This window comes from Enterobacter sp. ECC-019 (assembly GCF_043974075.1).
Lineage (GTDB): Bacteria > Pseudomonadota > Gammaproteobacteria > Enterobacterales > Enterobacteriaceae > Enterobacter > Enterobacter asburiae_D.
The window spans coordinates 4,365,997-4,392,289 of sequence record NZ_CP143759.1 but is presented as its reverse complement, the minus strand read 5'-3'; the positions used below and the strand labels follow the sequence as shown (position 1 = coordinate 4,392,289).

The window sequence follows — 26,293 nt, the reverse complement described above, 5'->3', positions numbered from 1 at the left end:
CTCATTTTCGTTAACTTACTGATAGCTATCATTGTGGATGATGGAAGGGGCAGTACTGCAACTCTTCGCTACAGATTGCCAATACTATTAATCTTCCTTGCTGATTGTCTCGCTTGCGGGGCGAAGGGTTTGACCAACCTGACATAGCAGACAGGCATCATCCTCGAATGTCATGGTCCCTCAGGAGTGCAGCCCAAGCGCTGTGTCGCTTACCGTAAACATAGCACTATGGATGCCTCGGTCAAGGTATGTTTTTCCATAATTTATTGATAAGAAACAATAATAGTTATTATGTAATGATTTGAACCTTTATGAGCCTTTTAATAAATCGTCATGTCCAAAACTATGTAGCAGCTGAAGGTATAGGCATTGAGAATGGGCATTTTAGCTTCGTCTACCGGACGTTCTGAATGTAGGTATCGGTAGACCGTAAAGGGTGCTGCGGATGGATTTGATGGAATCGCCCATACGGATGGCCAAACGTTCCCCCACCCCAAATCCCGCACTTCTCTCCCTTACCCTTAAAGGCCTTTAAAGGCCCTTTAGCGAGCTTTTGCGGGCGTAGCATTATTCGAGCCAAAGTTGGCTGAAATCCGGCCATCCCAGCGTATTTAAATCCCGCCAGGTAAATGACTTCTCAGTCGCAAATTCCATCCAGTGATGCAGCAAAGGAATGACATATCGCTGGTGGGTCATCTCATGGAAAAAGGCGGCAATGGTGGCGAATGCCTGTTCATCGTCGCTGTTCAGAATCGTCGGCAACAGCGCGTTCAGGTTTTGTCGCTGGGCTTCAGGCAGCCGCGTAAACAGCGTGGTGGACGCCAGCCATTCCAGAAATGCCGGAACCGAAAGGGTATCGAGCATAAAGTTGCTGAGCCAGATATCCGCAGGGGGAAGCGGCTGGTTGTTAAAGTTGTCAAATTCGTCGATCCGTATTTCGGCGCGAATATGCCAGCGCTCAAGCAGGATGCGAATCGCCCCGGCAAGCTCCACCAGTTCCGGCTGCTGAAAGGTGCTGATGATAACCGGCTGACGCAGGTTAAACGGCGCGGTGACCCCGCCGAAATCCACCGGGCGGTGGTTCCACTGCGGCAGCATGCCCTGAGCCACGGAGAGGATGCGTGCATATTCGTCGGGAAGCTGCGTCTGGCTGAGGAGTTCGACAGGTTGCAGCAGGTAATTAATAAACCGCCTTCCGGTATCTTCTGCAAAGGCCCCGTCACCGTCGAGCAGCACAAAGCAGCAGCCCTGCTCCAGACTACGCTCATTGAGCGGGCGGTCATCCTGCGCCTCCTCGCCACGCAGTAGGGGAATAAAGCTCATGCTGATATGCTCCGGAGCCCAGGTGAAAATGGTGATCTCATCCAGTCCGGGCCTTGCCTGGTGCCAGTGTTGATTGCGCCGCAGAACCATAAAGTTGTCGCTGTGCTCCTGCAGGTGGAAAGCGCCGGTACAGCGGATGTGTCCGTGCTGGTAATCGAACAGCATCGTCGGCTGGGTGGCGAGCAGGCAGTCGAGTCGTTTGACCGGATTATGCGTTTCAATCGCCAGATGCCAGGGGGCGTCAGCAGTGATGCTTTTGATTGAGCTGAAAAGCGGGGCGAACTGCGGGCTCTGGCTGGCGGCAAGCAGGCAGCGTTCAACGGTGCAGGCATCCAGTTCGCTGCCATCGGCAAAGCGGGCGATGGATTTCAGCCAGAACTCCCAGCGGGTAAAGTCCTCGTTGTGGGTCCAGTAGTGGGCGATATCGGGGACGATCCTGTCCTGAACGGCGTCATAGCGCGTCAGCCCGCTCAGGCACTGGTGCAGGAGATGGCGTTCGGTCCGCCGCAGGGGGACGAGCGGGTTAAGCGGATCCAGATTGCGGTAGTAGGGGATGCGCACCCGCGTTTCGCTGCTTTTATCCTGTACCCCAAAGCGCCACAGGCTCAGGCGATCCAGCAGATACTTGTCGTTGCCAATAAACCGCAGCACGTTGCCGTAATCCTGCTTCTCCAGCAGCTTATTGACGTTCTGGCTGAACAGCTTTTCCGGTGAGGTTAACAGGTGGAGCCGTGAGCGTTTGCCACGTCCGCGCTGCGGCTGCCAGTCGAGCCATTTTTCCTGATGCATCTTTTTCAGCGCAATACGGCAGTTACGCACCGAACAGCCGAAGATGGCGGCGATCTCCTGCATCTGTAATTCGTGCGTCTGACCTGCGCCGTAGCGGGCGTGCAGCCTGCGAAAATGCGCCTCGAAGATACTCATATGATGGCCTCCCGCCGAACGCGATTTCCTCTTTTATCCCTTTCTGACGGCTTCTGGCGTGATTGTCCTCATAAATTTTCCGGTTTTAAGCAAAAACCGGAAATAACTTTCGTCTTCGGTTGCTGTTTTTTAAATCATCTCAGGTTCGGATACTGAAGGCGTTCGGAGCAGAAAATGCTGTTGTGCGAATCCCTGTCATAAAGACGCGCTCAGGAGATCGAGATGAAAAGATTCAACCTTCTGCAAATGTTACAAAGCATCGGGCGATCGTTAATGATCCCCATTGCCATGCTGCCTGCCGCCGGTATTTTGCTGGCCTTCGGCGTTAGCTTTCAGGATCCCAATATTGTCGCCAGCCTGCCGTTTCTCGGCGCTGACTGGCTGGTTCACGTGCTGAAGCTGATGGCGGAAGCGGGCAGTGCGATTTTCGCTAACCTGCCGCTGCTGTTTGCGGTCGGCGTGGCGGTAGGGCTTAGTGACGATCAGGGGATTGCCGGGTTGTCGGCGATCGCCGGTTTTCTGATTATGAACGTCACCATCGGCCAGTTTCTTGGGATCACGCCCGAATCGGTGGCGCAGGTGCGTGACTACACGATGGTGCTGGGCATCCCTTCGCTCCAGACCGGCGTGTTTGGCGGCATCATTATCGGGATTATCGCCGCCTGGTTGTATAAACGGTATTACCGCATCCAGCTTCCTTCGTGGCTGGAGTTCTTTTCCGGCAAGCGCTTCGTGCCGATAGTGACCTCCTTCGCCGCGCTGTTTGTCGGGCTGGTGATGGCGGTGGTCTGGCCGCCGGTTCAGCATTTGATTAATGGCCTGTCGAACACCATGACGGTGCAGGGGCCGGGCGTGTCCGCCTTCCTGTTCGGTTTTGTCGAGCGGCTGCTGATCCCGTTTGGTCTTAACCATGTCTGGTGGCCGACGTTCTGGCTGCAGTTTGGCGAGTACGTGAACAAGGCCGGGCAGGTAGTGCATGGCGACCAGCTCATCTTTTTCGCCCAGTTGAAAGACCAGGTGCCGATTACCGCCGGAACCTTCATGGCCGGGCTGACGCCGATCAAGATGTTCTGCATTCCCGCGATTGCGCTGGCGATCTACCGCAGCGCTTGCCCGGAAAACAAAGCGCGGGTGAAGGGCATCATGCTCTCTGGCGCGATCACTTCCATCGTCTGCGGCATCACCGAGCCGATTGAGTTCTCCTTCCTGTTTGTTGCGCCCGTGCTGTATGGCATTCACGCCGTCCTGGCGGGGCTGGTGTTCCTGCTGATGGAGTGGTTCAGCGTGCACATCGGGCTCTCTTTCTCCGGCGGGCTTATCGACTATCTGTTCTTTGGCGTCCTGCCGCGCGCGCCTCACTGGTACATGGTGTTCCCGGTCGGGCTGGTGATGGGCGCGGTGTACTACGCCCTGTTTACCTTTGCCATCCGCCGCTGGAATTTGCTGACGCCGGGCCGTGAAGTCGAAGAAACAGCTGTGACTCAGGAAAGCGAACAGAACGACCTGGTGAGCGGCATCATTCTGGCCTATGGCGGGCTGGGGAATATGACCAGTATCGAGGCCTGCATGTCACGTCTGCGCATTGACGTGACGGATAAGACGCTGGTGGACAAAGCGCTGCTGAAACAGCTTGGCGCGGCGGGCGTCGTCGAGGTCGGGAACAATATTCAGAGCGTATTCGGCATGAAATCCGATCGGCTGAAAGAGGCAATCCGCGCAGCTAACGCTTATACACAGGAGGCAAAATGAAACAGCTACACCACAGCGGCCTGCCGCTGTATCTCGATGATGATGGCGTAATGGCGCTGAAACCGCCGCTAAACTATCTCGGCTTTGGCCGCAAAAGCGCCGGGCAGATGGCGGTGGTCTTACCGGAGTTCACCGAAGCGCAGCGTGATGAATCGACTTACGATGTCTATCGCGGGCTCAGCTTTGCGGAGGATCAGGAACGGCTTGCTGCCGACCAGTACCAGTATGACATCACCATCATCATGCCGGGAACGATCGGCAAGGAGCGCAAGAAAACCAGCGGTCACTATCACGGCTATAACGACACGCGGCGCAACACCCATCCGGAAGTGTATGAGGTGATTAAGGGCACTGCGGCGTATATCCTGCAAAAGTCGCCGGATTTTGCCGTCGCGCCAAAAGATCTGCTGGTGGACGATCTTATCGTGGCGGTCGTGAAGGAGGGCCAGAGCATTATCGTGCCGCCGAATTACGGCCACTGCTCCATCAATATTGGCGACGGGCCGCTGGTGTTCAGCAACCTGGCGTATAAACCCTGCGCGGTTCACTACGACACGGTGCAGTTTTACCACGGTATGGCCTGCTACATCGTGGAGGAGAACGGGCAGCTCTGCGTGCGCAAGAATCACTACTACCCGCATATTCCGCACATCAAATTCGCCACCGTCAAAGAGAATCCGCATCTTGGCATAACCTTCGATACACCGCTTTACCAGCGCTATCGCGCCGCGCCGGAACGTTTCCATTTTCTGGGGCATGTCGATAACTATGTCCGGGAAATCATGGGGATGCTCGAGTATCAGGATGATTTATTCCCGCTCAGTCAGGAGGACGCATGATGGAAACGCAATCTGTTGCAGGCGTCGCCTGTACTGACCTGCATCAGGCGATGTCGCGGATTGATGGCGCTGCGCTGGCGCGTCTGGAGCAGGCCATTGCTGAAGCGAACGCGATATTTGTTTTTGGCGCAGGGCGTTCGCTGTTGATGCTGAAAGCTTTTGCGATGCGCCTGATGCATATCGGCCTGAAGGTGCATGTTGTCGGCGATGTGGTCACGCCTGCGCTGCAAAAAGGCGACCTGCTGTTGCTGGCCAGCGCATCGGGCGAAACGGCTTCGCTGGTGAATGTTGCTACAAAAGCGAAGCAACTGGGCGGCACAGTGGCCCTGCTGACCATTTTCCCCGAGTCCACGTTAGGAAAACTGGCGGAGGTGGTGGTCAGGATCCCGGCCTATACCGACAAACTGCCGGATGGACCCGATAACGTGAAAGGCATTCTGCCCGGCGGCAGCCTGTTCGAAGAGGCGGTCATGGTGCTGGGGGATGCCATGATTGTGAATCTGGCGCAGTCGACGGGATATCGCTTAACCAAAGGTTTTGCGCTGCACGCCAACCTCGAATAGTCATTCGACACAAGGAAACCAACATGAAATTACAGCTTGCCCTGGACGAGTTAACCCTGCCTGAAGCGCTGGCATTTATTGATAAGGTGGTTGATGACGTTGATATTATTGAAGTGGGCACGCCTTTTCTTATTCGGGAAGGCGTGAAGGCTATTAAAGCCATTAAAGAAAAATATCCACACAAGGAAGTGCTGGCGGATGCGAAAATTATGGATGGTGGCCATTTTGAGTCGCAGATGCTTTTCGACGCCGGGGCAGATTATGTCACGGTGTTAGGCGTGACCGATGTGCTGACAATCCAGTCCTGCATCCTCGCGGCAAAAGAGGCCGGAAAGCAGGTGGTGGTGGATATGATCTGCGTCGACGATCTGCCCGCACGGGTTCGCATGCTGGAAGAGGCGGGGGCGGATATGCTGGCGGTACACACTGGCACCGATCAGCAGGCGGCAGGGCGCAAGCCGATTGATGATTTGATAACGATGCTGAAGGCGCGCCGGAAAGCCCGGATTGCCGTGGCAGGCGGTATCAGCAGCCAGACGGTGAAGGACTATGCGCTGTTAGGCCCGGATGTGGTGATTGTGGGATCAGCGATCACGCATGCAGCGGATCCGGCTGTTGAGGCAAGGAAGATATCACAGGTGTTGTTGCAGCATCACTGAGATTAGTCGAACACAACGACATCTGGCGCGACTGTGTGCCAGATGTCGACCAATAGTGGACATACGGCTAAGTGAGTAAACTTTCTAAGGACATAACTGTTCCTGCAAAAATATCTGGCCTGAATATAAACAACTCGATACTCTGAAATGCTTTGTATTTTTTGTGAACAGGAAAAAGTATGCTGAGTACGTTACCCGATTTACACAGAAGTTTTGCAGAGCAACTCAAGCTTAAATTCCAGTCTGATTCGCGGATTCACTCCCTTCTTGCTGGTGGTTCGATTATTCATGGAGGATTTGATAAATACTCCGATCTCGATTTTGTCGTTGTCGTAGATTCTCTCCACTATGACGAAATCATGGCGCAGCGTAGGGAACTTGCCGGGACATTAGGCCATCTGCTGCATGCTTTCACCGGGGAACATGTGGGAGAGCCTCGCCTGCTTATATGCCTGTATGGCCCTGAACTCCTTCACGTCGATCTGAAATTTGTCACCCTGGAAATGCTCACTCAGCGCGTTGAGGAGCCAGCGGTGTTATTTACCCGTGATAACACTGCTCTGAATCGACAACTGGCAAAATTTAGTGCTCACTGGCCCAACATGACGCCGGAGTGGTTTGAGTCCCGAGCCTGGATCTGGCTTCATTATGCGGTGGTGAAGCTGGGAAGGGGCGAACTCTTTGAAGCGATGGGTATGCTGGCATTCTTCCGGGAGCAGGTGCTGGGGCCAATGTTGTACCGTCGTGCCAATCTTCCGCAACGTGGGGTTCGCCGCATTGAATTCCTCAGTATTGATCCTGATGGTCTGCTGATTTCCACGCTGGCAACGCACGATCGTGACTCCGTCAGCATGGCCATCAGAAAGGCTGTTGACGCTTATATCACTCTGCGGGCTGATGCGCTGCCGGAAAATATCGCAGACGATGCGGCACATTGGGCGGTCCTTGCCATGCTGAAAGCTGGAACCCGACCCTGAAAGGTTTTGGTCTGCTCCGCCTCCGCGTTCAGACGACCTTTGCTAAAAAATGGTCGTCTGAATTTCGGTTGTGAGGTTCTTACTCAATGCTTAGATTCATTTTCAATCTATCGAAAGGATATGAATATGAACTTTGCAGAACTCCATTATCAGCATGAGCCTCTTCTTATCGCCAACGTCTGGGATGCCGCCAGTGCTGTCGCAGCGCAAAAAGCAGGCTATCAGGTACTGGGAACATCCAGTGCAGCTATAGCGTCCACACTGGGATACGAAGACGGGCAGGGAGTGCCGTTTGATGAGTTATTTTATACGGTCACTCGGATTCGGGCTGTCAGCAACCTGCCATTGAGCGTTGACATGGAAGCAGGATATGGTGATTCAGCCGAAGAGATAACAGCCAATTTGAGGCGCCTTGCTCAGACAGGCGTCGCAGGCGTTAACCTCGAAGACAGCAGAGCCATAAACGGGGTGCGTCAGCTCGAAGATGTCTCTGATTTTTCCCGTAACCTGAGAACAGTATGCGATGCGCTGAGAAGCGAAAATTACCGCCTGTTTCTGAACATCCGGACTGACACGTACCTTCTCGGACATGAAGATGCGTTGCAGGAGACGATATTTCGGGGTCAAAGATATAAAGCTGCAGGTGCTGACGGCCTTTTTGTTCCTTGCCTGACGTCAGAGAGAGACATCAGCCTCATTGCAGAGGCAACGGGTCTGCCTCTGAATGTCATGTGTATGCCTAATCTTCCGTCATTCAGCAGGCTGAAATTGGCCGGGGCAAGCCGCATTTCAATGGGCAATTTTGTTCATTCAGCGATGCAGTCAACGTTGACTGATGTCATGCATGCGATCCGATCTCGTCAGACGTTTGAAGGACTTTTTGGTGATGAAAATAACCGATAAGAATTTGTGTGATATCTGGTATCAGGCATTACTTGAACGTGCTTCAGAATATACTGGCGTGTTTTTTGTAGGCGTCAAAACCACTGGCGTATTCTGCATTTCGGTATGCCGGGCGCGAAAGCCCAAACGCGAAAATGTCGAATTTTATAGAGATGCCAAATCTGCCCTGGCGGACGGCTTTCGTCCCTGTAAGGTTTGCAGACCTGCGGAAAATGCGCACAGCGCGCCATTATTCGTTGAGCAGGCGCTTGCGCTTGTCAGGCGCGATATCAAATCCCGTGTTGCAGACGCGGAGCTTCGTCAGCATGGAATCAGCCCGGAGCGGGTAAGGCGCTGGTTCCTGCGACATCATGGCATCACTTTTCAGGCTTTCCAGCGAATGCAGCGGGTGAACGTTGCCCTGCAGGAGTTGAAAAGCGGACGAGCGGCGACTGACGTTGCGCTGGACAATGGCTATGAATCCCTGAGCGGATTTGGTTACACCTACAAGCGGCTTACTGGCGCAGCGCCGACTCAGGCAACGCAGGTGATAGTCATTCACCGGTTTACCACGACGCTTGGGCCTATGTTTGTCTGCGCGACAGAGCGGGGAGTCTGTCTGCTGGAGTTTACCGATCGCCGGATGTTAGAAACAGAATTTCGCGATATCCAGCGTTTATTTAACGCCAGAATTGTCACCGGAGAAAACAGCCATACCCGACAGACAGTAAAAGAGATCAGCGAGTATTTTGCCGGAACACGCCGACAGTTCGATCTCTCTTTAGATGCTCCGGGCAGTGATTTTCAACAATCCGTCTGGCATGAGCTGCGTGCCGTTCCCTATGGACAAACTTCACACTATCAGGCCATTTCGTTACGGATGAATAAGCCAAATGCTGTACGCGCCGTCGCTGCTGCTAATGGTGCAAACCGGATTGCGATTGTGATCCCCTGTCACAGGATAATTGGAAAAGATGGCGCGATGACAGGCTACGGTGGTGGCATTTCGCGCAAAGAATGGCTCATTGAGCATGAGAGAAATAATGTTTAATGGCGTGACATGTTGAGGGTACTAAAAAGCCCGCAGGGCTTGCACCATGCGGGCTTTCAGGACTTCATCAGACGCGGAGTATGGATACTTCTCAGGAGCATTTATCCAGCTCAGCGGAAAGCCTTTTCATTCTGATAAATAGTGACTTCAGCTTACGTTTTCCGACGCTGGTGCGGCAGATATCGTTATGTACTTTTTCATACCTGACTCCCGTTTAACCCCTTTGGGATCGGAAACAAAAGGAAGCCGCAGGCGAGGTGAATCGGATACTTTCAGTGTCCAGATATAATCCCCAATAAACCTGAAATCCACGCTATCGTCAGTGACCTGGAGATCCGCAAAAGTTCCTGTCGAGTACTCATTGCCCAAACGAACAATTTCTTTAAGCCCGTCATGAACGTCAATAAGGGCAATTGTCAGGGATTCTTCAAAAATAATGTCATCCGTCAGAAACAGGATGTAACGCTGCTCATTAACCTGGACCGCTGCTTCAAGCACTTGTCCCGGTACAATAATGCCGGTGCTTTTACCATCGAGCATAACGTCAGATTGAGACTGGGATACATCGGTAGCTTCGCGAACCTTAACCAATGATATTGAATTAACCTGTTTCATAATCAATTCCACAAACGTCCCATTTCCCATGCGGCAAGAGCGCCGCCGACGAAGCCACCGATGAGCACGCAAACAGGTGCGCCTGGTCCACACATTAATCCCGCTATGGCGCCGCCTGCAGCAGCACCGGCAATACCTGCACTATTAATCTCTATCTGTCTGCCTGATTCTGAAACCTTATCATCCGTTTTACGCATTTTTAATGCTCTGCCGCCATTTCGTCGCCAGGTTTCTGACACGCTATCAGGCATCATCGGTTAGATTTGATGGTCTTTTCTGCGATGTTTATGGTCGAAAGTTTATGTAAGAAAAACAGCCCGGTACTGATTCCCATTAACACACAGTATGCAGCCAAACCAAATTTAAGCATAGCTGATGACTTGTTTATTTTTTCAACCAAACCACTGCTGAACATAGTGCTATACATGAACGGCATTGCAACTACAAAGCCACTCATAAAATAAATGATGAGACTAACTATTTCTACGGATTTTCTCCAAATCCAAAATCGATATCTTTTTTTAGCCCACTGAAATATTGTTGAGTTATCACTAATGTACAAAAGTTTTTGACACTTACTGTAATTATCAATATCTCTTACTGGATCTTTGGAACGCAAAAGTATTCTCCTCTGTTCTGGTGTCAGGTTTGAGTCTTTTGTTAATGCCGAAATGCCGTATTCTTCAGCGATTCGCTTATAATTTTCATCGTTTGTGTTTTTATAGAGGTTGTACGAAAACTCGCTAATCGCTTTTCTGGAGTTAAAGACTTTGTCCCTTTTATATATCCATCCCGCTCTCAATCCAATGATTGATACTATCACTGGAAGCAAGGGGGATAAGTTTTTTAATACTTCCATAATGATTAGAGCCATCCTAACTACTCCTAGTATAATTTAAATTAGCTAAGGGATTTTTAGTTACGGCATCTTCCTGTTTCGCCAGGAGAGAGCGGGAATCTGCCCGGTAGTTTCTGGCATCGGAAAGCGTAACTGACGGGTAAGGACCTATGCTCTTCTTCGCACGTTTCTTGGTGACAGGGCGAATGTAGCGAAACTGCAATATTTTTACTCCCGCTGGATTTGATGAGTAGCTCAAGGCCATCGCCATCATAGAGAAGGTAATCCGCTTCCTTGGGTTTAGCAGATCCGATTTCTTTAACGGATAGAGGTTTGGTTTGTCTTGCCATTGCCGGGTTTCCATAGTTTTAGGCACCCAAAAACAATAAAGTTTTATGAGGTGCCTAACAAGGTGCCTAAAAGGTTCGGATTTAATTAGTTGGCATCAGACTTCGCGGGACATATTGAGGGCACAAAAAAGCCCGCAGGGCTTGCGCCGTGCGGGCTCTTAGGACTTCATCGGATGACTCTGGTAATCACCGATGGAGAATTTTGGTGGGCTGGCGGAGTCTGAATTGGTTGCGTAACTTGTTGTTTAATAGTTTGTAATCTTTAATTCAATTTTCAACTTGGTCCCATTGTTGGTCCTAAAAGAAAATGTCAGGTTTTTTGCAGGGGAGGGGAGGGGAGGTTACAGTAGAAGTCTCTTCGTCTGTGAGATTAGCATTTTGCTTTCCTTTAGTCTGCTCTGTATTTAAGCGTTTATTTCACATTAGTTTTTAGCAAGCCGGTAGAGCGCCTTGCTTGCAGAATATCCACTATGGAAATATACGGGGTTTGTTCTTGCCACGAAAATCCCTTTCGGTCGATACGGACAAGCCCGTATTTTTCGACAAGAAAGTTCACCGCATCGCTGAGCGATACTCCAGCATCAATATGTTCTCGTATGGCGGTTTCATTACTGAACGGTGTGTCATTCAACGTCAGGCCATAGTGCTGCGATAAAAGATGAGTCAGCAGCCGTTGCCAGGTTTCAACGGGTGACAGATTGGGCTGAGTCGCCCGTGTCGGGTGTGATGATAAGGTTTGCATGATGTTTGCTCTATGAGTTTAAGAGATAAGCTTAGAGTTAATGGGGTTCAGGCTGGCCGGGATAAATAGCGATGTAGACATAGCCACAGGAGCCGAGTGTGTCAGCTTCGCAAGTCAGTCCATTGTGGTATAGCGTGATGCAGTGCTGATGCAGGTGAGAGAGTTCTCCGCTGGTGAGCATCAACTCCAGTTGTTTGAGTATCAACGGAAAGGCCTGGTCGAGGCGCAATGCATCGTTGTCGCTGAAAGTACCGTTGAATCCGGCCCTGTCAGCGAGAAAATGCACCCGGTTGCCTTCCTGCACCAGACGAGCGCCAAAACAGGGTGTGATTGTGCGCTTTAGTCCCCACTGCTGGCAGGCGGGATTCTCCGGCCTGGTGCCGGATTTGGAGTGATTGTTCATTATTGTTCCTGATTAAAGGGAAAGATTAATTGAGAGTGACACTTCGAAGAATGACATAGGGACCATTGCGGCCCTGACGGCGTTCAGCAAATACGGCCAGAACGCCGCGTATATCTTCCACCTCGCGGCCAGCATAATGGCAGATACTGCCTGACCATTTATTTTTTCCTGTACTGAAGCGAAACAGCCGGGAGCCAGGATGTTGCCGGTATAGGGTCATTGCCTGACGTTTGCTGATGATTTTCATCGCTATTCCCCTTACAGCCAGCCGCGTTCGGCAAAAGAGACAATATCTATCCCCCCGACCACCAGATGGTCCAGCAGACGGATATCAACCAGGTCCAGCGCCTGTTTCAGGCGTTCGGTGATTCGTCTGTCTGCGTCGCTGGGTTCAGCGAGACCCGACGGGTGGCAGTGCGCCACGAGAATGGCGGCAGCGTTATATTTCAGCGCAGCCTTCACCACCTCTCGTGGGTGTACCTGCGTATGGTTGATGGTGCCGGTGAATAACGTGTCGTGCGCAATCAGCCGGTGCTGGTTATCAAGGAAGAGTGCGGTAAATTCTTCGCGCTCCAGTGTGGTAAGCTGCAGGCGCAGCCAGTCACGGACGGCATGGCTGGAGGTAAATGATGCGCCGGGTTCGCGTAACTGTCGCTCCAGCAGGGGCAGTGCCATCCTGACCGTCTGCTGTTCTGTGGGGGCCAGTTCACGGGCAAACAGCGGAAGTTGTTGTTCCATAATTTTGACCTCAGTCGATGATGTGCATAATGGCGTTACACTCCGCGTGGCTCAGCGCGTAGTCCCGCAGGCGGTAATAGTGCTCCGTCATGGCGTCGCACTCCGTACGACAGGCATGGTGACTGTACGCTATCAGACAGACGGCTATTCCGGCGGCCTCACTGCTGAGTTCGCCACCATTGCCGTTCATACTGTTGAACATCGACCATTTTTCATCGGCATCCTCATGCGCTTCCGGAGCCATAAACACACCGCCGTTGCTGAGGGTGTAAAAATTCCAGATACCACCGCGGTAATCTGTGCAGAAACGGTCCATCCACGCGAAGACTGTCGGTTCGAGGATTATCCACTGCGGGATGCTGCTGAAGTGTTTTGGCCAGAAGACAACACGTTGCTCATCGGGCACCGGCGTGCAAACGATGTGCTCTTCGTCAGCGTGTGGTGAAGTGGGGCATTCAATCACCGTACTGGTCAGGTTAAGAGTATTGCTCATGTGATTTCCTTTGTATTTTCATATGGGATGTTGAGACGAAGTGACGGGCAGGATTGCGCATAGCCATCCTCATCACAGCGTGACGGCCAGTGGCCCTGAGGGAGACTTAAGCAACACAGGCTGCGTTCACCGGGACGATAAAGAAGGTGAGAGCACCGGGCGCAGAGGTCGTCGTCAGAGATGGAGCGGCTGCTGGGATTATTTTCCAGAGCGGTCGGATAAGGGGTGGCCTGGTGGGCGTTATCAGGCAGCGGTGGCATCAGCTCAGCGCCTGCTGCAGTTCTTCCGCCATTACCCAGAGCGCCCGGTTGAGCTTAACGTCACCGTCTATGCCTCTGACCGCGCGGGTATGGCTGCGTTTGCCTTTGGCAGTACGTCCTGGCAGACCCCCTTTCAGCAGATTCTCCTGGCAACGATTGAAAACTGACCACAGGTCGTCCTGACGGTCTTCATAGCGTCGGGGCGTCAGTATCTGGGCTTCCGTTACCGGCTGGTGCTCTTCACCAAAGCGGTACGTCAGGGCGGCTCTTGCAAACGCCTGCTGTGCCGGGGGCGGGAGTAAAAGCGACTCCATGGCACCACGTTTTTCTTCCACCTTGTCAAATATCCCCAGTACTTCATAAGCGCCTTCAATGACTTTCTCCACCACGTTACCCCGGTGCGGAACTCTGATTTCGCCAAACGACTGTCCGCAGACGAGCGAATTCGTGCAGACGCTTCGGAATATTCCTGGTAACAGCTGAAAACTGGATTCGCCACCGTGCGAATTGAGGATGATGATTTCCGGCACCTGCTGACCGTTTATCTGACCGGTGCGACGCAGGCGGAGCATATGCTTTGTGTGCTCCCGACGGTCCGGATCCCGAACGCGTGACTGGCAGGCAAAGAAGGGCTGGAACCCTTCACGCTGCAGGTTCTCCAGCAGGATGATGGTGGGAATAAACGTGTACTTTTCACTCCTGGAAGCATGTTTGTTCTCTCCGAAGACGCTGGGAACATGCTGCATGAGCTCTTCACGTGTTAAGGGACGATCGCGGCGTATCTGGTTTATCCGCCCGAAGCGGCTTGCTAAGCGCATGGTGAGTACCTCTGTAGTTAATGAAACGGCATAAACAAAAAAGCCATGTACCCCGAAGGGAACACGGCCGGTTAGTGTGGTCGGGGCCTGAGGTGAGTCAGGGTTGGGATATTCCGTGGCTGGCGATGTGGCGGTTAAGCCATTCCCCGGCGCTGACTTCAAAACTCCACGCCCGCCAGATCAACTGCCCCTCGCTGTCCCGAATCACCAGCCGAAAATGCGTACCCTGGTCGTCTTCGATAGCAACATTGAGGTAAACCGCCACCACAGCCTCCACCTGTTCACGGGTGAACGAACCGGGAGGTAACGGTGAGTCGTCAATGTTTTGCATGGTTAGTTCCTTAGCAGGCACAAAAACAAACGCCCTGCTCATTCGAGCGGGGCGTTTGCGGGTTTAATGAGAGTATCAGGAATAGTACGTGTATCAGTGATTTTCGATAGCCACGGTTTTCGCCTTACCATTGATATAGCGGATATTCAGCGTTGTGACGCCAGCTTTTATGGAGGGTTTCAGGTCTGCAATTTCATCGCATCCCACTCCGGTGATTTCACGGATTTCAGGGGTTTCACGGATTTTGCTGACGACATACCAGTTACCGGCAGGGCAGGCAGTGCCTCCGTCCTGCTTCAGCAGGGCGAGGAACGGCGAATCAATAAGCTGAGTATATAATCCGGCCTCGTCAGCACCGTTAATCAGCGTATCTTTCCCTTTACCGCCGCAGTTACGGCAAAAGAGCCTGTCGTCCTGTGAACGCAGAATCTGGGCTGTATAAGCCGGTGCTTCATTATCCAGCGAGAAGGTATTACGTTCTCCGTTCTTCCAGATAACGCTGAGCAGCGTGACGCCATTTTTCTCTGTTACCGATACACTTCTGGCGCTGCTCAGGTTTGAGCTGTCATTATCGAACTGAATGCTGCTGATGGCAGGCGTTGCCGCGAGTTTATCAATGTAGAAAAAATCAGGCGTCTGATTCGCCGCCGCTCCCGGGGCACTGTCAGACATCAGAATGGCATAGCGGCTCGTATCCTGGATTTTGCTGTAGCTGGCGGTCTTTACTTTATATCCCTGGGGGTAATCCGCCAGAAAATAACTGTCCTTTTTCTCCGGCCCGCAAAGGTGGCAGACCATATGCCCTTCGCTGTCGGTTGTCAGACGGGGGAGATTGTCAGCCGGAGCGGCGGCAGCCGGTTGGGTAAACATCAGGTACAGGGACGCTATCACCAGTCCGGTGACGCGGATGATTTTTTGTCTGTTAATCATAAAGTTGTCCGTAAATGTTTATAAAGAATAGCGTTGCATGGCGGAAAGAGAACCTTCTCATTCCGCCATGCATTCAGCAGCAGCCTGACCGGTGTAAGCAATAAAATCAGGCGAGGTAAAAATTGGGGGGGTATTCCCCCAGTCCTGACCGTAACGCTGAACGAGTTTCTCCCAGGCACAGTCACACAGGGCGGTATCACCCTGTGCGGTGCATTCGCGCATAAAGGCACGTTTTCCCCCGGGCTCATCACACGCGGTTAACAGCAGGAGGGAGGCAAGAAAAAGCCCTTTGTGTTTCATCATCACGATTTACGCATAAACAAACCGAGGATGAGCAGGAACACGATGATGATTATCCAGATGAGCCCGCCGATAATGCTGCCGAGTGAAGGGAACCAGACTGCGGGCCATACCAGCCCCTGTCCGATGGCATAAGCCAGGCCACGCCATGCCTGAGTCCCCCATACAGCCTGATAAATGGCCGTGATAAGAGCCAGCACACAATAGATACTGATAATAAAACGTTTCATTCATGACTCCATTTGAACAATAAATAGCGCTGGTGGCGGGAGAGGAAACGGCTGTCGATAAGGGGGCTGATTTAGTCACTGACGGTGAAGGTGCCCTGGTCTGTGAATATCCGGGCCTCCAGGAAATTACACGAGATACCGGTCTGCCAGAGTGGATTCCCGAAACGCCAGGTCAGACTCTCGGCAAACTGCATTTTGCGGGGGGTAAACGTACCTTTATTGGGCCACCATCCTTCCGGGGTGGTCTTCCCGTTATACGTTGTTTTTCCCTGCTTCAGTTGCGGGCAACGCCCCCGGTTAACATCAATTTTGTCTATCTGAATGTTGTCTGTTCTGGCGGTCACGGTGACATAAACGCAGTCATGGCATTCGTAGCCACTTTTCTCGATATTGACTTTTATAGCGTCCTCATCAGCCGCCTGAGCGGGCATCGCGGCCAGTACAGCCAGGGTGGCGAACGCGATAAGAACTGTTTTCATGGCACTTTCTCCGTACGTAACAAATCCTGCGATATATCGCATTGATTTTTAATGGATAAATAACATAACCCTATGATTCTCGGTTGATTATGTAATCACGGGATTCATCAGGTAAAACGATGAATTTCGATCGGCTCGATCGACAAAATCGATCGTCATTGAGCACAAAAACTTATCGATACACGTCTTCAGGTTTATCGAAAATGAAGAGGTTAACCGAAGAAAAATCCCCAGAGGGAGCCTGCTGCACGGGCGACGGTGTGGGTCACCGCATGCAGTGCTGTGCGGGCCACCTGCGGCAGCGGTGCGAGGTCAATGATGTTATCAATAACCTCTACCACGGCATCGCCAAAGCTGCTGCTGGCGGTATTGATAACGGTATCAGTGCGATACCGGTTCTGAAGATGAGGCACAAGTGGACTGCGGGCTTGCTTTGGGAGGCGGGTAATCATGGCCTCCACCAGGCGCGACAGCCGGTAATGCCCCCGGACAGAGACTGGCAGAATATCTATTTCTGCTATCTGCAACTGACGTGCCACAGCCTGCTGTTTCTGCGCAATACGCTCCGCCTGTAACGCCGAGGGCTGAGCCGACAACCAGCGCCACTGCTCGGCGGGTTCGGTTTTGTCCACCTGGTTGAGTATCCACAGTACTGGCGGCAGCGGTCCACTGAACTGCGCGAAGACGTCCTGATAAAACTGCTCTTCCACCGCAAATGCGCGGTCATCGGCCTTGAGCACCCACAGCACCATATCGAGCTGTGGCATGAGGTCACGATACAGCTCACGGTATTCACCGTCGCGGGTAACAGACTCGCCCACGCCGGGCAAGTCGACCAGCGTCAGATAATGGCTGCCGAAGCGCAGCCGGACACGCTGTGGCTGACGGGTGCAGGCTTCCACCGCGTTCACGGCGCAGACTTCGCTACGGAACAGTGCATTACACAAACTGCTCTTCCCGACACCGGTTTTGCCCATAATGCCAATCACGGGTTCATACGTGACGAGACGGTTAAGCTCCTGGATAAGGTGCTGGCGCAGCGCGTACGGATAACGCCGGAGATGACGACGGATAAGGGCATAGCCTGAGGGATGTTTCATATCAGCCTCTGAATGAAAAAAAGGCCATCCGGAGGGGATGGCCTGTTAGAAATAAAAGGGTGGGAATTCAGTAAGGTGATATATAACTGAGAATTATTTAAAATCACCCAACATCATATTAACTGGCAGGGTATAGCCAGACCGGCAGTATTCACCTGCTTTTTTGTTTTTCTACTAAAGAAAGTATCGATAAATGAAATTTCCGGAAACTGCCACTTAACTAATTTAGTCCAACGCTGTCGGATTGGACTAAATATCAGTTTTTCATATTGACTTGCGATCGCATTCCAGATTAGTTTTCAATTATCAAAACAACATTTTCTGGAGGTATTGTCATGCAGGAGTTTCCATTTAACGCTTTCCCCACGTCATTACGTGAAACTATTTTTGATATTGAGGAATGCACACAAGCCCCGGGGGAAATGATTGCATTAACATTGCTGAGTGGATTATCACTGGCGTGTCAGAGCCTGATTAATGTAAAAATAACAGACACCATGAAGTCTCCGGTGTCATTGTATTCATTCGTGATAGCAGATTCTGGCGAGAGAAAAACAGCGGTGGAAAAACTGCTATTAAAACCTTTTCATGAGCATGATCTGCGTGTATTACTCCAGTATGAAAAGCAGAAGAAAGAACATGAGGTCCAGTCTAAAATATGGAGCAAGAAAGAAAATGCACTTCTGAAATGCATTGATAAAGACACTATGAAAGGACTATGTACAGATAAACTTTCACGGCAGTTAGAAAAGTTATCTGCTGAAAAGCCAGTACAACCGAAAGCCAGAAGGTATATTTATAATAATGTCACCCCTGAAGCCCTGCAGTTTGAAATGTATACCCACTCGCCACAAACAGGACTAATAACTGATGAGGGGGCTAATATACTTAGCAGACGGACCATGAGTGATTTGGGATTTATGAACTCCATATGGGATGATGAAAGTTTTCATGTCAATCGGAAAACAGGGCCGAGTTTTACGATTAAGAATGGACGTATTACGTTGTTAGTCATGGTACAAAAAGCAATATTTTACGATTTTTTAAAACGCAAGGGCGAAAATGCACGCGGGAGTGGTTTGTTTGCACGCTGTTTTATCTTGTATATTGATACGAAATTATCGACACAGGGCCAGCGTTTTATTAGTCGTCTATCTTCCCCTCAGTCAGGTGAGCTGGAGAATCTTAATCACTTCTACCAGCGTATGAATGAACTGGTAGAAAAAAGTGCTTCTCAACACGGGACCGGGCATCAGACATGTTTATCATTCGAGCCCTCCGCCCTGGAGGCATGGAAAGAAATTCATGATGAAATAGAAAGCAGTATTGGTCCCGATAAGGAATATGCAAACATGAATGATTTTGCATCCAAACTTCCGAATAATGTTGCACGTCTGGCCGCGCTGCTGAGTTACTATACCGAAGGTGAATGCGCGATAAAAAAAGAATATGTTGAAAATGCCTGGTTGCTATGTGAATGGTACATGCAACAGGCAATAAAGGTCTTTGGGGCTCAGGAGGGCTACTATGAAGCGCTGCTATTATCATGGCTTCGTCGTGAGTACTATGAAACAGAGATGGATCATGTCAGATTTAATACAATACGAAATGCCGGGCCTAATGTATTACGTAAAGGCAAGTTACTGGAAAGAGTCATTGAGAGACTTGAAAAGGAAGGCGCGATAGACATCGTCCGCTCAAGACGCAAGGCACGAATGGTTTATGCAGGCCGTTATTTTCGCAACAATCCGTTTACAAAAAATGCAGCGTATAAGCACTACTGGCCGCGATAGTTGCGACTGATCGCAACTAATCGCGAGGTTTGCCGGTGGAAATGCCCAAAATTGTTGAAAACTAATATCAGAGTAAAATTATTATCTCACTTATCATTTTTCGTGAGATTTACTCAGGCGGAGGGGCTTATTGTTATATTTTCACTAATGAAATTACTGTCGGTATAGTAATATATGTTTATTGGTAATATATACCTGTTACTGGTGTGCATGTTGTTATTAACACATACACTATCTATCCAGATTAATTATTAAAATTCTAATGCACTATGCCCATATAACCCATTAATTATATTAATCATGTGAAATCATACGGTTAATGCTTACTACCCGATAATGTTCAGGTGCATATCTGCATGCTACATTATCATGATTATTAATCGTATGGTTATTTATTCTTACTCACCTCAATATTAATTATTTATTCAGGTATTAACATGCAACATAATTCCTTGAATGCTTACTACCAGCAGGCATTTTACGATGTTATTCGTAATGCAGTAGACGAGTTTCCACGTACGTTAGCACTACGTGTTGATTTACGTTTTCCCCGCCACTATCAGTATGGTGATTCGAACAAAGAGGTTACTCGTTTTATTGAATCACTGAAAGCTAAGTTGCTGGTCGATTGCCAACGTAAGAACCTACGATGGAAACGTAACCGATCTAATAGATTACGGTATGCATGGGTACGTGAAGTAGGTGAACTTAACCGCCGTAAACATTACCATGTATTACTGTTGTTGAATAAAGACTTCTATCACGGTGCCGGGAGTTATAATGCAGATGACAGTTTATACGCATTAATCCAGCAGGCATGGTGTAGTGCGTTAGGTCTGGATTCGGAACAATACTCAGGTTTAGCGAATATGACTGAGAACGGTTGTTTTTATTTAAACGGATATTCCGCTAATTATATGCAACGGATTAACGAATTGCTGAGACGTATGGATTACTTGGCGAAAGACCATACCAAGTGTTATGACGATGGATATCGTTCAATTGGAATGAGCCGCAGGTAACATGCGCGTAGTGAGATGGCAGTTTGGCTATTAAGGCTTAAACTGCCAGCATATTAGACCTCAAGTGCATCTATTTCTTTTTAGGCTTTACGACACTATCAAATGCAGCTTTGATTTTCTGATCCTGACTTGACCAGACCTCAACCTGGCGCATCTTCATTGCAAATATTTCACCTCCAGTTTTGTACAGATTGTTCTGATCGCGGGCAGATGGCCATTTCAGTTCGTTAATCCCATTCTCTATGCTCTTCAAAGCTTCTGATTTAGTATTCCATCCGTCTGAGGGGCAAGCTTCCTGCAAGAGACTGATAATTTTGGCTTTAATGGAATCAAAGCGAGCAGCTTTACTTCTGCCCCCCTGCGCCGAAACATCTAATTTTGTGGTCTGTTGCTGTTGCCACAATTCTTGATCTTCAAGACCACGACAGTAATCAAGGTATTCAATAGCTAGGAGTTGGCACTTTATCGCTTCATTTTTATTCGAGTTCATAAGCCCAAGCCCTAGGTGCCAGTTAACATCAGCCAGAAAAACAAGCCCACCTATAGTTTCGCTAACCGTGCCCGGTTCATCAAAAGACATCCTGTAGACTTGATCATCAAACCTACGGCGTACTACCGGGTTCGTAAGCATACTTTCAACCAGCGATAGTACAAACTCATGATATTCATTTGCACCTGAAACCACCTTTTCCTGCTCCCGGTCAGCCGCCTTGAGTCTATGGGATAAGCTTGCGCTCTTATTATTGAACGTGGTTTTCAAATCAACGATAAAATCATCAAAACTAAAATTATCCATTATTCAATCAGTTAAGTACCGTAAAAAATGAAGTATTGCAGCCGTATGTCGCACAGTTGCACCAGCAGATAGTCTGACTTCCATCCAAAGCAAACCAAGAGAGGAAGCATTTTAATGGAACCAAAGTCTGTAAAAATCCTGCGTGTATCTGCACTTGTCAAGAAGTTAGGCATTGGTCGTTCAACGGTATACGATTGGCTTGACCCTAATTCAGATCGTCATGATCCGACATTTCCCCAAAGGGTGAAACTGGGAGCAAAGACGGTAGGTTGGCTAGAATCCGAGATTGATGCCTGGATTTTGAACAAAGCAAAACAACCGCTAACACCTGTTTAGCCATAGTTTGGAATATTATATGGGAAAGAGTGAGGACCGCACTCTTCCCATTAGCTTTACAGACGTGAGCCCTGTAGGACTAAAACCAAGAGGCATCACCTCCGCCTGACGGCGAGTATCTTGAGCATTGCGGTAATCAATGTTCAGCCAAGGGTCTTGGTAAAGCGCTTCACTGACCGCGTCAAACATGCCTTCCTGGATCACCGGTGCTAGGAGCGGCTGACTGGCCGCGACCACCCGCACCTTCTGCGGCCATTCCCACTCTCTCAGCGCCCGTTTGCTGTGGCTAGGAAGTGTGTCCCGCTTGACTAAAAAACGGCGAAAATGAAGCCATCAGATGTGCGGGTAACAGATGTTTTAACTGCGCCTGCGCCACTTGCATCAGCAGTGATTCTGCTGGCGATAGCTGCGCCAAGCTCAGGCCTCGCGAACCTAGCGGAATCGTATGGTCCCGGTTCATCTTCATCCGAGCTGCTGGGATTTTCCATTCTTTAGCTTCAAAATCGATCTCATCCCAACAAGCTTCTGCCGCTTCTGGGGGTCGTGAGATAGTTAGAAGTTGCCACATGAACAAGCATCGAGTAGGCAAAATAATGTTGGCATTTCGCATTGTCTGCATTAGCTGTGGTAACTGATCAGGGCGGATAGCGGAGGATGAAAATGTGAAAGCCGCTTTTGAAGAAGTGATTATTGGCAAACAGTGATTTGCGCTAAAGTTATGTAAACCAATCTGAAGTATGACTAGTTGAAATAAGAAAAATTTATTATTTATCAATTTATTGGGTTTTATGGTTGCAATAACATAAATGTAACAATTTGTCGGATGTGTTTGATAGTTTGAGGCTATGCACTTTTGTGAGGGCGGTACAGTAAGTGACTCAAGATATTCATTATGATACGCATTAATAATTTCTATGCTTCGATACCGTATAGACTGTCAACGTATGCATACAGGGAGGATATGAAGTGGGTAGGAAGTCACGTGAAAAGCGGGAAAGAAAACTAACAGAGCAAAAGGTTGATTATGATTCTTTGATACACGATATGTCCAGATATCGTGAATTGTTTACGAATGGGGTAGGTGAAGACACATACTTTTGTAAGCATCTGGAAGCCACCCAGAATTTATTTCGCCGATACAAAACCCTCGACGTAGCAGTTGCATTATTTACTTCCGAACTCTGGCCAGCCAATACAGGTAGCCCCATAAAGCATATTTTTGCTTGGTGTGTCCTTTTAGAGCTGCCATTTGAGTCTCAGGTAGGTATATCGATTGATAGCTATGTAGATTTTAAAGTATTTACAAAAGAATTATACGCATCATGGCCTGAATTCCCAATGCTTGAGGATTTTTCCCCCGAGGCTGATTGGGGGCAAATCAAAGTACGGCTTGGTCAAGACTTCGTCCCTATGTTCTACGGGAGTTGCATTGAGAGAATGTCTGACTTCGTAGAAGCATTTCGCATTACCTATGCTCATATTCCAGAAGCACAAGCCCATATGGATCTTGCCATTGCGCTGCAAGCGCAGATCATCGAATCGATTCCTGAGTTGATGATCTCTGTCAACACCGAGGCCCAATGTGCTGATGTTGAACTAGCTACTGAAGACTTCTGGTTGACTTGCAAGTCTTTGCTTCAACAACTTGGCAATGAGCTAGCGAACCGCCGAAAGAAAGCAGGGTGTACGTTCGATACTCGTGTTGGCACTTTCAAAGCACCGCTGAAACCGGATGCGTTCGGAAATGCAGTGATGCAAGGCATGGCGCTACCTTTCCTTGCTGTCGAGATGGATAGGGTATGGATACCAATGTCAGTACGCAGTGCACCGGGTCTCATTATTGACCATTGGGCTAACAAAAATCTGAACGGGATTAGCCCCTCTACGCACAGGAAACTTGCAGAGTTTGTCGCTGAGCGATTCCAAAGAACCCTTATGGGGCCTTTGACTCTATATGTTGACGGCACCGCCTGCAAAGACCTGCCTATCAGTTGTATTATACGGGGTAATTCTGGGATATATCTCATTTGCACATGTGACCACACATCTAATGACCGCCTGTCAAACGCAGCGGAAAGCATATACGCCAAGGTGAGTCGTGGATCGCCGATTTTCTTCCGTCTTGATGATGGACGTTTCCTTTCTCTATCTAGAGATGGTGCAGAACCTAGCGTCGATGAGCTTCACATCGTTATTGTCGTTACACTCGCGGGTACTGCGTTTAATTCCATCAATCTCCCCTCAAAGCCAACTCGTTTGTTTCCATTAGCGGATTTCATCACGATTTTTGATAGTCTCAACGATCTGGAAGAATTAGAAAGTTATTGGAAATTTACAGATGCTCAAGAGGGGACGCTCAGCCCATTTTCCCGTGGAACAGTAGACCTGTTTGCATCATTCAAAGACATGCATGGTGTACTTGTCGAAGGTGCGATTGCACCTAACTTCATTGGGCTAGACCCTCACTGGGGGACTTCTTGGCGCTTCAAGATATTGACAGAATTCTGGTCTCGTGCACCCAAGGTATTTCCAGACAGCTCTATCGGATGGACGTTGAGTTCTTCAACTGAAGGTGTCGTTCGACTTGAATCGCGTCATCACAAAGCGATGGCATACTCAACATCGATTGGTTCCTGTACCGTTCAAACATTAATAGAAATAACCAAAGAATTACGCTTTGAAGATGGACGTCTGATAGACCTTTTTGCCCAACTTCTGGCCGACTGTAGCTATCGCTGCAGAAAAATGATGTCTGATATTTCTCTATTTAGGCAGCCGCATGTTTTGTTTTCGTGCTCCCCTGATCCATCTAGTCTGGTTAAAGCTGAAGAGAGTCCTTCTTCTTTAGACGAATTTAAACACGTGGTGACTTCAGTCATCCCGGATTCCCATAACTCCGATGTATTTCACGTTCAAGTTGATACACGTGCAGTGCTTGCTGGATTAAATCTTTCCAAGGATGGATCATTCGAGGTTCGTTGCTTACTGGAAACGCTCGAAAAATGTCATGCAGTACTTGGTTTGCAGATGCCTGATGAATTTGCTCAACGATTTACTCATATAGCGTCGCAAGCGGCTCGTTATCATTTAAAAGTCATGACCCGTAATATTGATGTCCCCGACTATGTATACCCTATAATTCCTTCGCCTACCGATTACAAGCTTGCCCGTAGAAAACTGGCCGCAGAAATCATGGGGCTTGGGTTTATTCCTGGCAGGTATGAACTGTCAGATGCCAAGGCCAGGATTGATCCTTCCAGTGCTCGCATGCGTCTTCACATTGAGAATCGACTTGCAGCATTTGATAGGCATCAGCTTCTGCAGGCATTCATCGAGCAACACGATGCCCTCCTTGTTACTGAGAGGACTAGAATCCAACGAGCCCGTTTGAGTCTTGCTCATGAAGTTGAGTATGACAGACTTGATGCGATAGAACATGCACGCAAAGAATTCGGTGATAAGGCCCGCCATTATCGATATCTACTAGAGAAGACCGTCAATTTATCTTCAAATGGTGTAGATAGAGTTACAGAGGATGTACTACGAGAATTAGTTGGCTTGGTTGATTGGTTCATGGTGCTGACTGGTGCCAGTGATACCCTTCACAATGGTATAGATGTGGGTGGTGTTGAGATCGACGACTCATATATTCCAGAAGTTTTCTATTCGACAGATTTTGGTGATCGTGAGGCTACCTTTGCAAAGGAGTATGCGAAGTCCAGGTTGGGGCTTGGCACAAATGACAAGGATGCGGTGGAAGGAGAGTCAGAGGGGTTGCTGGCTTCAGAGAAACTCAAAAAAGCTTTTATCACCGATTTGGGGTTCGAGCTTCAGAATATGCTCACTGTTCTCGCTGTGTTATCGCAAGCTCAACGATATGGATTCGGGAACGAACTTTCCTTGTCTTATGCTGCAGCACCTGATCGCCTTGCGCGAGGGTTGGCTGATAGCATTGATAGGCTTGACTATTCTGAGGCCCAAAAGATTGTTGCTTTTCTGACTCTTTCGGAAGTAGGAGTTCGCAGGCTCGTTGGAAGGGATATCGATGAAGGAGATATTCCATATTGGGAGCGGAATAAGCGAATCGATCGATACACTATCAAGCCGCTGGTAATTGATGGTGCCGATTTGCGTTGGGGGGCAGAGTCGGCAAGCCGGGCAATGTACATTTGGATGTCGGCGGTACGAGACGGTTATTTGCCTGCGGAATTTGATTGGCCTCATGTTAAGCCAGTCATTCGCGAGGTTAAGGAGAGTATTGAAAAGCGTCTCGAGCTTCGTACAGAGGAAATATTCCGCAGGCATACACCTTATGTTCAGCGAGGTATTGATTTCTTTAGAAGATTCCGGGAAGAGAAGTTTGATGACGTTGGTGATTTCGATGTTTTTGCATACTGGCCGGAAAGCAATTTGCTCGTGACAGTAGAGTGTAAGTACAACCAGCCGCCATTTACAATGAAAGATAGCCGTCGTCTTCGTGATCGGATATTTGGCAAGGCAGAGAATGACAGGGCAGGACAATTCAGTCGTATTTTAGACCGCAGAAAATTTCTCGAAACTCACCGTTCAAGGTTGCTTGAACTGCTCCAGTGGCCACAGCCAGAGAGTGTTCCTTTAAGGAATATTGAACTCTATGTAAGCCGCGATGTGTACTACTGGATGGTTCATCCGCCATATCCTGTTCCGACCCAGTTTGTACGTGTAGACACTTTGGACACTTGGATCAAAACCGAACTAAACATACCTTGATGC

At 49.5% G+C, this 26,293-nt stretch carries 28 protein-coding genes and 2 pseudogenes; 11 read left to right on the top strand and 19 right to left on the bottom strand.

Annotated elements, in window-relative coordinates; genetic code table 11:
* Positions 1 to 567 precede the first annotated feature (567 nt).
* Positions 568 to 2,247 (bottom strand): SgrR family transcriptional regulator, encoded by a 1,680-nt coding sequence (locus tag V1566_RS20840; RefSeq protein ID WP_395304505.1) that lies wholly within the window; start codon positions 2,245 to 2,247, stop codon positions 568 to 570.
* Positions 2,248 to 2,469: 222 nt separating this feature from the next.
* Here V1566_RS20840 and ptsG point away from each other — a divergent pair, with 222 nt between their 5' ends.
* The 7 genes from ptsG to V1566_RS20805 all read left to right on the top strand — a co-directional run bounded on the left by ptsG (position 2,470) and on the right by V1566_RS20805 (position 8,967).
* Entirely contained in the window at positions 2,470 to 3,996 is a 1,527-nt protein-coding gene (ptsG, locus tag V1566_RS20835) for a glucose-specific PTS transporter subunit IIBC (protein ID WP_395304504.1), read from the top strand.
* Complete coding sequence (locus tag V1566_RS20830; protein ID WP_395304503.1) at positions 3,993 to 4,835, top strand: glucose-6-phosphate isomerase family protein; 843 nt, start codon at positions 3,993 to 3,995, stop codon at positions 4,833 to 4,835. Before ptsG ends, V1566_RS20830 begins: the two co-directional genes overlap by 4 nt.
* The gene (hxlB, locus tag V1566_RS20825; RefSeq protein WP_395306023.1) at positions 4,835 to 5,398 is read left to right on the top strand and encodes a 6-phospho-3-hexuloisomerase; all 564 of its coding nucleotides are present in this window, start codon (positions 4,835 to 4,837) and stop codon (positions 5,396 to 5,398) included. Before V1566_RS20830 ends, hxlB begins: the two co-directional genes overlap by 1 nt.
* Before the next feature lie 23 nt (positions 5,399 to 5,421).
* Complete coding sequence (hxlA, locus tag V1566_RS20820) at positions 5,422 to 6,057, top strand: 3-hexulose-6-phosphate synthase (protein WP_395304502.1); 636 nt, start codon at positions 5,422 to 5,424, stop codon at positions 6,055 to 6,057.
* Positions 6,058 to 6,236: 179 nt separating this feature from the next.
* Positions 6,237 to 7,034: a nucleotidyltransferase domain-containing protein gene (locus V1566_RS20815; RefSeq protein ID WP_395304501.1), complete on the top strand. Its 798-nt coding sequence runs from the start codon at positions 6,237 to 6,239 to the stop codon at positions 7,032 to 7,034.
* 126 nt (positions 7,035 to 7,160) lie between these two features.
* Positions 7,161 to 7,937: an isocitrate lyase/phosphoenolpyruvate mutase family protein gene (locus tag V1566_RS20810; RefSeq protein WP_395304500.1), complete on the top strand. Its 777-nt coding sequence runs from the start codon at positions 7,161 to 7,163 to the stop codon at positions 7,935 to 7,937.
* A complete protein-coding gene (locus tag V1566_RS20805) occupies positions 7,921 to 8,967 on the top strand; it encodes a bifunctional transcriptional activator/DNA repair enzyme AdaA (protein ID WP_395306022.1) in 1,047 nt (348 codons plus the stop codon). Before V1566_RS20810 ends, V1566_RS20805 begins: the two co-directional genes overlap by 17 nt.
* A gap of 147 nt (positions 8,968 to 9,114) precedes the next feature.
* Here the strand turns inward: V1566_RS20805 and V1566_RS20800 are convergent, their stop codons facing one another.
* The 16 genes and pseudogenes from V1566_RS20800 to V1566_RS20725 all read right to left on the bottom strand — a co-directional run bounded on the left by V1566_RS20800 (position 9,115) and on the right by V1566_RS20725 (position 17,594).
* Entirely contained in the window at positions 9,115 to 9,582 is a 468-nt protein-coding gene (locus V1566_RS20800) for a hypothetical protein (protein WP_395304499.1), read from the bottom strand.
* 2 nt (positions 9,583 to 9,584) lie between these two features.
* Entirely contained in the window at positions 9,585 to 9,821 is a 237-nt protein-coding gene (locus tag V1566_RS20795; RefSeq protein WP_395304498.1) for a hypothetical protein, read from the bottom strand.
* Between the two features lie 11 nt (positions 9,822 to 9,832).
* Entirely contained in the window at positions 9,833 to 10,456 is a 624-nt protein-coding gene (locus V1566_RS20790) for a hypothetical protein (protein WP_395304497.1), read from the bottom strand.
* A 52-nt stretch (positions 10,457 to 10,508) separates the two neighbouring features.
* Positions 10,509 to 10,770 (bottom strand): annotated as a pseudogene (locus V1566_RS20785) (integrase arm-type DNA-binding domain-containing protein); the annotation flags it as partial.
* A gap of 412 nt (positions 10,771 to 11,182) precedes the next feature.
* A complete protein-coding gene (locus tag V1566_RS20780) occupies positions 11,183 to 11,512 on the bottom strand; it encodes a TA system toxin CbtA family protein (RefSeq protein WP_116548309.1) in 330 nt (109 codons plus the stop codon).
* Positions 11,513 to 11,549: 37 nt separating this feature from the next.
* Complete coding sequence (locus tag V1566_RS20775) at positions 11,550 to 11,915, bottom strand: type IV toxin-antitoxin system YeeU family antitoxin (protein WP_045413287.1); 366 nt, start codon at positions 11,913 to 11,915, stop codon at positions 11,550 to 11,552.
* 25 nt (positions 11,916 to 11,940) lie between these two features.
* Positions 11,941 to 12,162 (bottom strand): DUF987 family protein, encoded by a 222-nt coding sequence (locus V1566_RS20770; RefSeq protein ID WP_395304496.1) that lies wholly within the window; start codon positions 12,160 to 12,162, stop codon positions 11,941 to 11,943.
* 11 nt (positions 12,163 to 12,173) lie between these two features.
* Positions 12,174 to 12,653: a DNA repair protein RadC gene (gene radC, locus V1566_RS20765; protein ID WP_395304495.1), complete on the bottom strand. Its 480-nt coding sequence runs from the start codon at positions 12,651 to 12,653 to the stop codon at positions 12,174 to 12,176.
* A gap of 10 nt (positions 12,654 to 12,663) precedes the next feature.
* On the bottom strand, positions 12,664 to 13,146 hold the full coding sequence (locus V1566_RS20760) for an antirestriction protein (protein ID WP_395304494.1): 483 nt from the start codon (positions 13,144 to 13,146) through the stop codon (positions 12,664 to 12,666).
* Positions 13,147 to 13,405: 259 nt separating this feature from the next.
* Positions 13,406 to 14,224: a DUF932 domain-containing protein gene (locus tag V1566_RS20755; protein ID WP_395304493.1), complete on the bottom strand. Its 819-nt coding sequence runs from the start codon at positions 14,222 to 14,224 to the stop codon at positions 13,406 to 13,408.
* A gap of 97 nt (positions 14,225 to 14,321) precedes the next feature.
* Positions 14,322 to 14,555 (bottom strand): DUF905 domain-containing protein, encoded by a 234-nt coding sequence (locus V1566_RS20750; protein ID WP_395304492.1) that lies wholly within the window; start codon positions 14,553 to 14,555, stop codon positions 14,322 to 14,324.
* Between the two features lie 93 nt (positions 14,556 to 14,648).
* Positions 14,649 to 15,485: a hypothetical protein gene (locus tag V1566_RS20745; protein WP_395304491.1), complete on the bottom strand. Its 837-nt coding sequence runs from the start codon at positions 15,483 to 15,485 to the stop codon at positions 14,649 to 14,651.
* Between the two features lie 57 nt (positions 15,486 to 15,542).
* On the bottom strand, positions 15,543 to 15,788 hold the full coding sequence (locus V1566_RS20740; protein WP_395304490.1) for a hypothetical protein: 246 nt from the start codon (positions 15,786 to 15,788) through the stop codon (positions 15,543 to 15,545).
* Positions 15,788 to 16,015 carry a hypothetical protein gene (locus V1566_RS20735; RefSeq protein ID WP_059356349.1) on the bottom strand — a complete coding sequence of 76 codons (228 nt, stop codon included), beginning with the start codon at positions 16,013 to 16,015 and terminating at the stop codon, positions 15,788 to 15,790. Before V1566_RS20735 ends, V1566_RS20740 begins: the two co-directional genes overlap by 1 nt.
* A gap of 71 nt (positions 16,016 to 16,086) precedes the next feature.
* Positions 16,087 to 16,494 carry a hypothetical protein gene (locus V1566_RS20730; protein WP_032233521.1) on the bottom strand — a complete coding sequence of 136 codons (408 nt, stop codon included), beginning with the start codon at positions 16,492 to 16,494 and terminating at the stop codon, positions 16,087 to 16,089.
* Positions 16,495 to 16,706: 212 nt separating this feature from the next.
* Positions 16,707 to 17,594, bottom strand: a complete 888-nt coding sequence (locus V1566_RS20725) for a GTPase family protein (protein ID WP_395304489.1) — start codon at positions 17,592 to 17,594, stop codon at positions 16,707 to 16,709.
* Between the two features lie 335 nt (positions 17,595 to 17,929).
* Between V1566_RS20725 and V1566_RS20720 the strand changes: the two genes are divergently transcribed.
* A complete protein-coding gene (locus V1566_RS20720) occupies positions 17,930 to 19,387 on the top strand; it encodes a YfjI family protein (protein WP_116548315.1) in 1,458 nt (485 codons plus the stop codon).
* 437 nt (positions 19,388 to 19,824) lie between these two features.
* Complete coding sequence (locus tag V1566_RS20715; protein ID WP_072050101.1) at positions 19,825 to 20,409, top strand: inovirus Gp2 family protein; 585 nt, start codon at positions 19,825 to 19,827, stop codon at positions 20,407 to 20,409.
* 70 nt (positions 20,410 to 20,479) lie between these two features.
* Here the strand turns inward: V1566_RS20715 and V1566_RS20710 are convergent, their stop codons facing one another.
* A complete protein-coding gene (locus tag V1566_RS20710) occupies positions 20,480 to 21,205 on the bottom strand; it encodes a hypothetical protein (protein ID WP_395304488.1) in 726 nt (241 codons plus the stop codon).
* Positions 21,206 to 21,319: 114 nt separating this feature from the next.
* Here V1566_RS20710 and V1566_RS20705 point away from each other — a divergent pair, with 114 nt between their 5' ends.
* The gene (locus V1566_RS20705) at positions 21,320 to 21,541 is read left to right on the top strand and encodes an AlpA family transcriptional regulator (protein ID WP_072050102.1); all 222 of its coding nucleotides are present in this window, start codon (positions 21,320 to 21,322) and stop codon (positions 21,539 to 21,541) included.
* Positions 21,542 to 21,944: 403 nt separating this feature from the next.
* Here the strand turns inward: V1566_RS20705 and V1566_RS20700 are convergent.
* Positions 21,945 to 22,190 (bottom strand): annotated as a pseudogene (locus V1566_RS20700) (tyrosine-type recombinase/integrase); the annotation flags it as partial.
* 317 nt (positions 22,191 to 22,507) lie between these two features.
* Between V1566_RS20700 and V1566_RS20695 the strand changes: the two are divergent.
* Positions 22,508 to 26,290, top strand: a complete 3,783-nt coding sequence (locus V1566_RS20695; RefSeq protein ID WP_274350593.1) for a hypothetical protein — start codon at positions 22,508 to 22,510, stop codon at positions 26,288 to 26,290.
* Positions 26,291 to 26,293: the final 3 nt, after the last annotated feature.

Excerpts from the sequence above, each read along its gene's own strand:
- V1566_RS20840 (WP_395304505.1), bottom strand. The coding sequence starts at position 2,247 with ATGAGTATCTTCGAGGCGCATTTTCGCAGGCTGCACGCCCGCTACGGC.
- ptsG (WP_395304504.1), top strand. The coding sequence starts at position 2,470 with ATGAAAAGATTCAACCTTCTGCAAATGTTACAAAGCATCGGGCGATCG.
- V1566_RS20830 (WP_395304503.1), top strand. The coding sequence starts at position 3,993 with ATGAAACAGCTACACCACAGCGGCCTGCCGCTGTATCTCGATGATGAT.
- hxlB (WP_395306023.1), top strand. The coding sequence starts at position 4,835 with ATGGAAACGCAATCTGTTGCAGGCGTCGCCTGTACTGACCTGCATCAG.
- hxlA (WP_395304502.1), top strand. The coding sequence starts at position 5,422 with ATGAAATTACAGCTTGCCCTGGACGAGTTAACCCTGCCTGAAGCGCTG.
- V1566_RS20815 (WP_395304501.1), top strand. The coding sequence starts at position 6,237 with ATGCTGAGTACGTTACCCGATTTACACAGAAGTTTTGCAGAGCAACTC.
- V1566_RS20810 (WP_395304500.1), top strand. The coding sequence starts at position 7,161 with ATGAACTTTGCAGAACTCCATTATCAGCATGAGCCTCTTCTTATCGCC.
- V1566_RS20805 (WP_395306022.1), top strand. The coding sequence starts at position 7,921 with ATGAAAATAACCGATAAGAATTTGTGTGATATCTGGTATCAGGCATTA.
- V1566_RS20800 (WP_395304499.1), bottom strand. The coding sequence starts at position 9,582 with ATGAAACAGGTTAATTCAATATCATTGGTTAAGGTTCGCGAAGCTACC.
- V1566_RS20790 (WP_395304497.1), bottom strand. The coding sequence starts at position 10,456 with ATGGCTCTAATCATTATGGAAGTATTAAAAAACTTATCCCCCTTGCTT.
- V1566_RS20780 (WP_116548309.1), bottom strand. The coding sequence starts at position 11,512 with ATGCAAACCTTATCATCACACCCGACACGGGCGACTCAGCCCAATCTG.
- V1566_RS20775 (WP_045413287.1), bottom strand. The coding sequence starts at position 11,915 with ATGAACAATCACTCCAAATCCGGCACCAGGCCGGAGAATCCCGCCTGC.
- V1566_RS20770 (WP_395304496.1), bottom strand. The coding sequence starts at position 12,162 with ATGAAAATCATCAGCAAACGTCAGGCAATGACCCTATACCGGCAACAT.
- radC (WP_395304495.1), bottom strand. The coding sequence starts at position 12,653 with ATGGAACAACAACTTCCGCTGTTTGCCCGTGAACTGGCCCCCACAGAA.
- V1566_RS20760 (WP_395304494.1), bottom strand. The coding sequence starts at position 13,146 with ATGAGCAATACTCTTAACCTGACCAGTACGGTGATTGAATGCCCCACT.
- V1566_RS20755 (WP_395304493.1), bottom strand. The coding sequence starts at position 14,224 with ATGCGCTTAGCAAGCCGCTTCGGGCGGATAAACCAGATACGCCGCGAT.
- V1566_RS20750 (WP_395304492.1), bottom strand. The coding sequence starts at position 14,555 with ATGCAAAACATTGACGACTCACCGTTACCTCCCGGTTCGTTCACCCGT.
- V1566_RS20745 (WP_395304491.1), bottom strand. The coding sequence starts at position 15,485 with ATGATTAACAGACAAAAAATCATCCGCGTCACCGGACTGGTGATAGCG.
- V1566_RS20740 (WP_395304490.1), bottom strand. The coding sequence starts at position 15,788 with ATGATGAAACACAAAGGGCTTTTTCTTGCCTCCCTCCTGCTGTTAACC.
- V1566_RS20735 (WP_059356349.1), bottom strand. The coding sequence starts at position 16,015 with ATGAAACGTTTTATTATCAGTATCTATTGTGTGCTGGCTCTTATCACG.
- V1566_RS20730 (WP_032233521.1), bottom strand. The coding sequence starts at position 16,494 with ATGAAAACAGTTCTTATCGCGTTCGCCACCCTGGCTGTACTGGCCGCG.
- V1566_RS20725 (WP_395304489.1), bottom strand. The coding sequence starts at position 17,594 with ATGAAACATCCCTCAGGCTATGCCCTTATCCGTCGTCATCTCCGGCGT.
- V1566_RS20720 (WP_116548315.1), top strand. The coding sequence starts at position 17,930 with ATGCAGGAGTTTCCATTTAACGCTTTCCCCACGTCATTACGTGAAACT.
- V1566_RS20715 (WP_072050101.1), top strand. The coding sequence starts at position 19,825 with ATGCAACATAATTCCTTGAATGCTTACTACCAGCAGGCATTTTACGAT.
- V1566_RS20710 (WP_395304488.1), bottom strand. The coding sequence starts at position 21,205 with ATGGATAATTTTAGTTTTGATGATTTTATCGTTGATTTGAAAACCACG.
- V1566_RS20705 (WP_072050102.1), top strand. The coding sequence starts at position 21,320 with ATGGAACCAAAGTCTGTAAAAATCCTGCGTGTATCTGCACTTGTCAAG.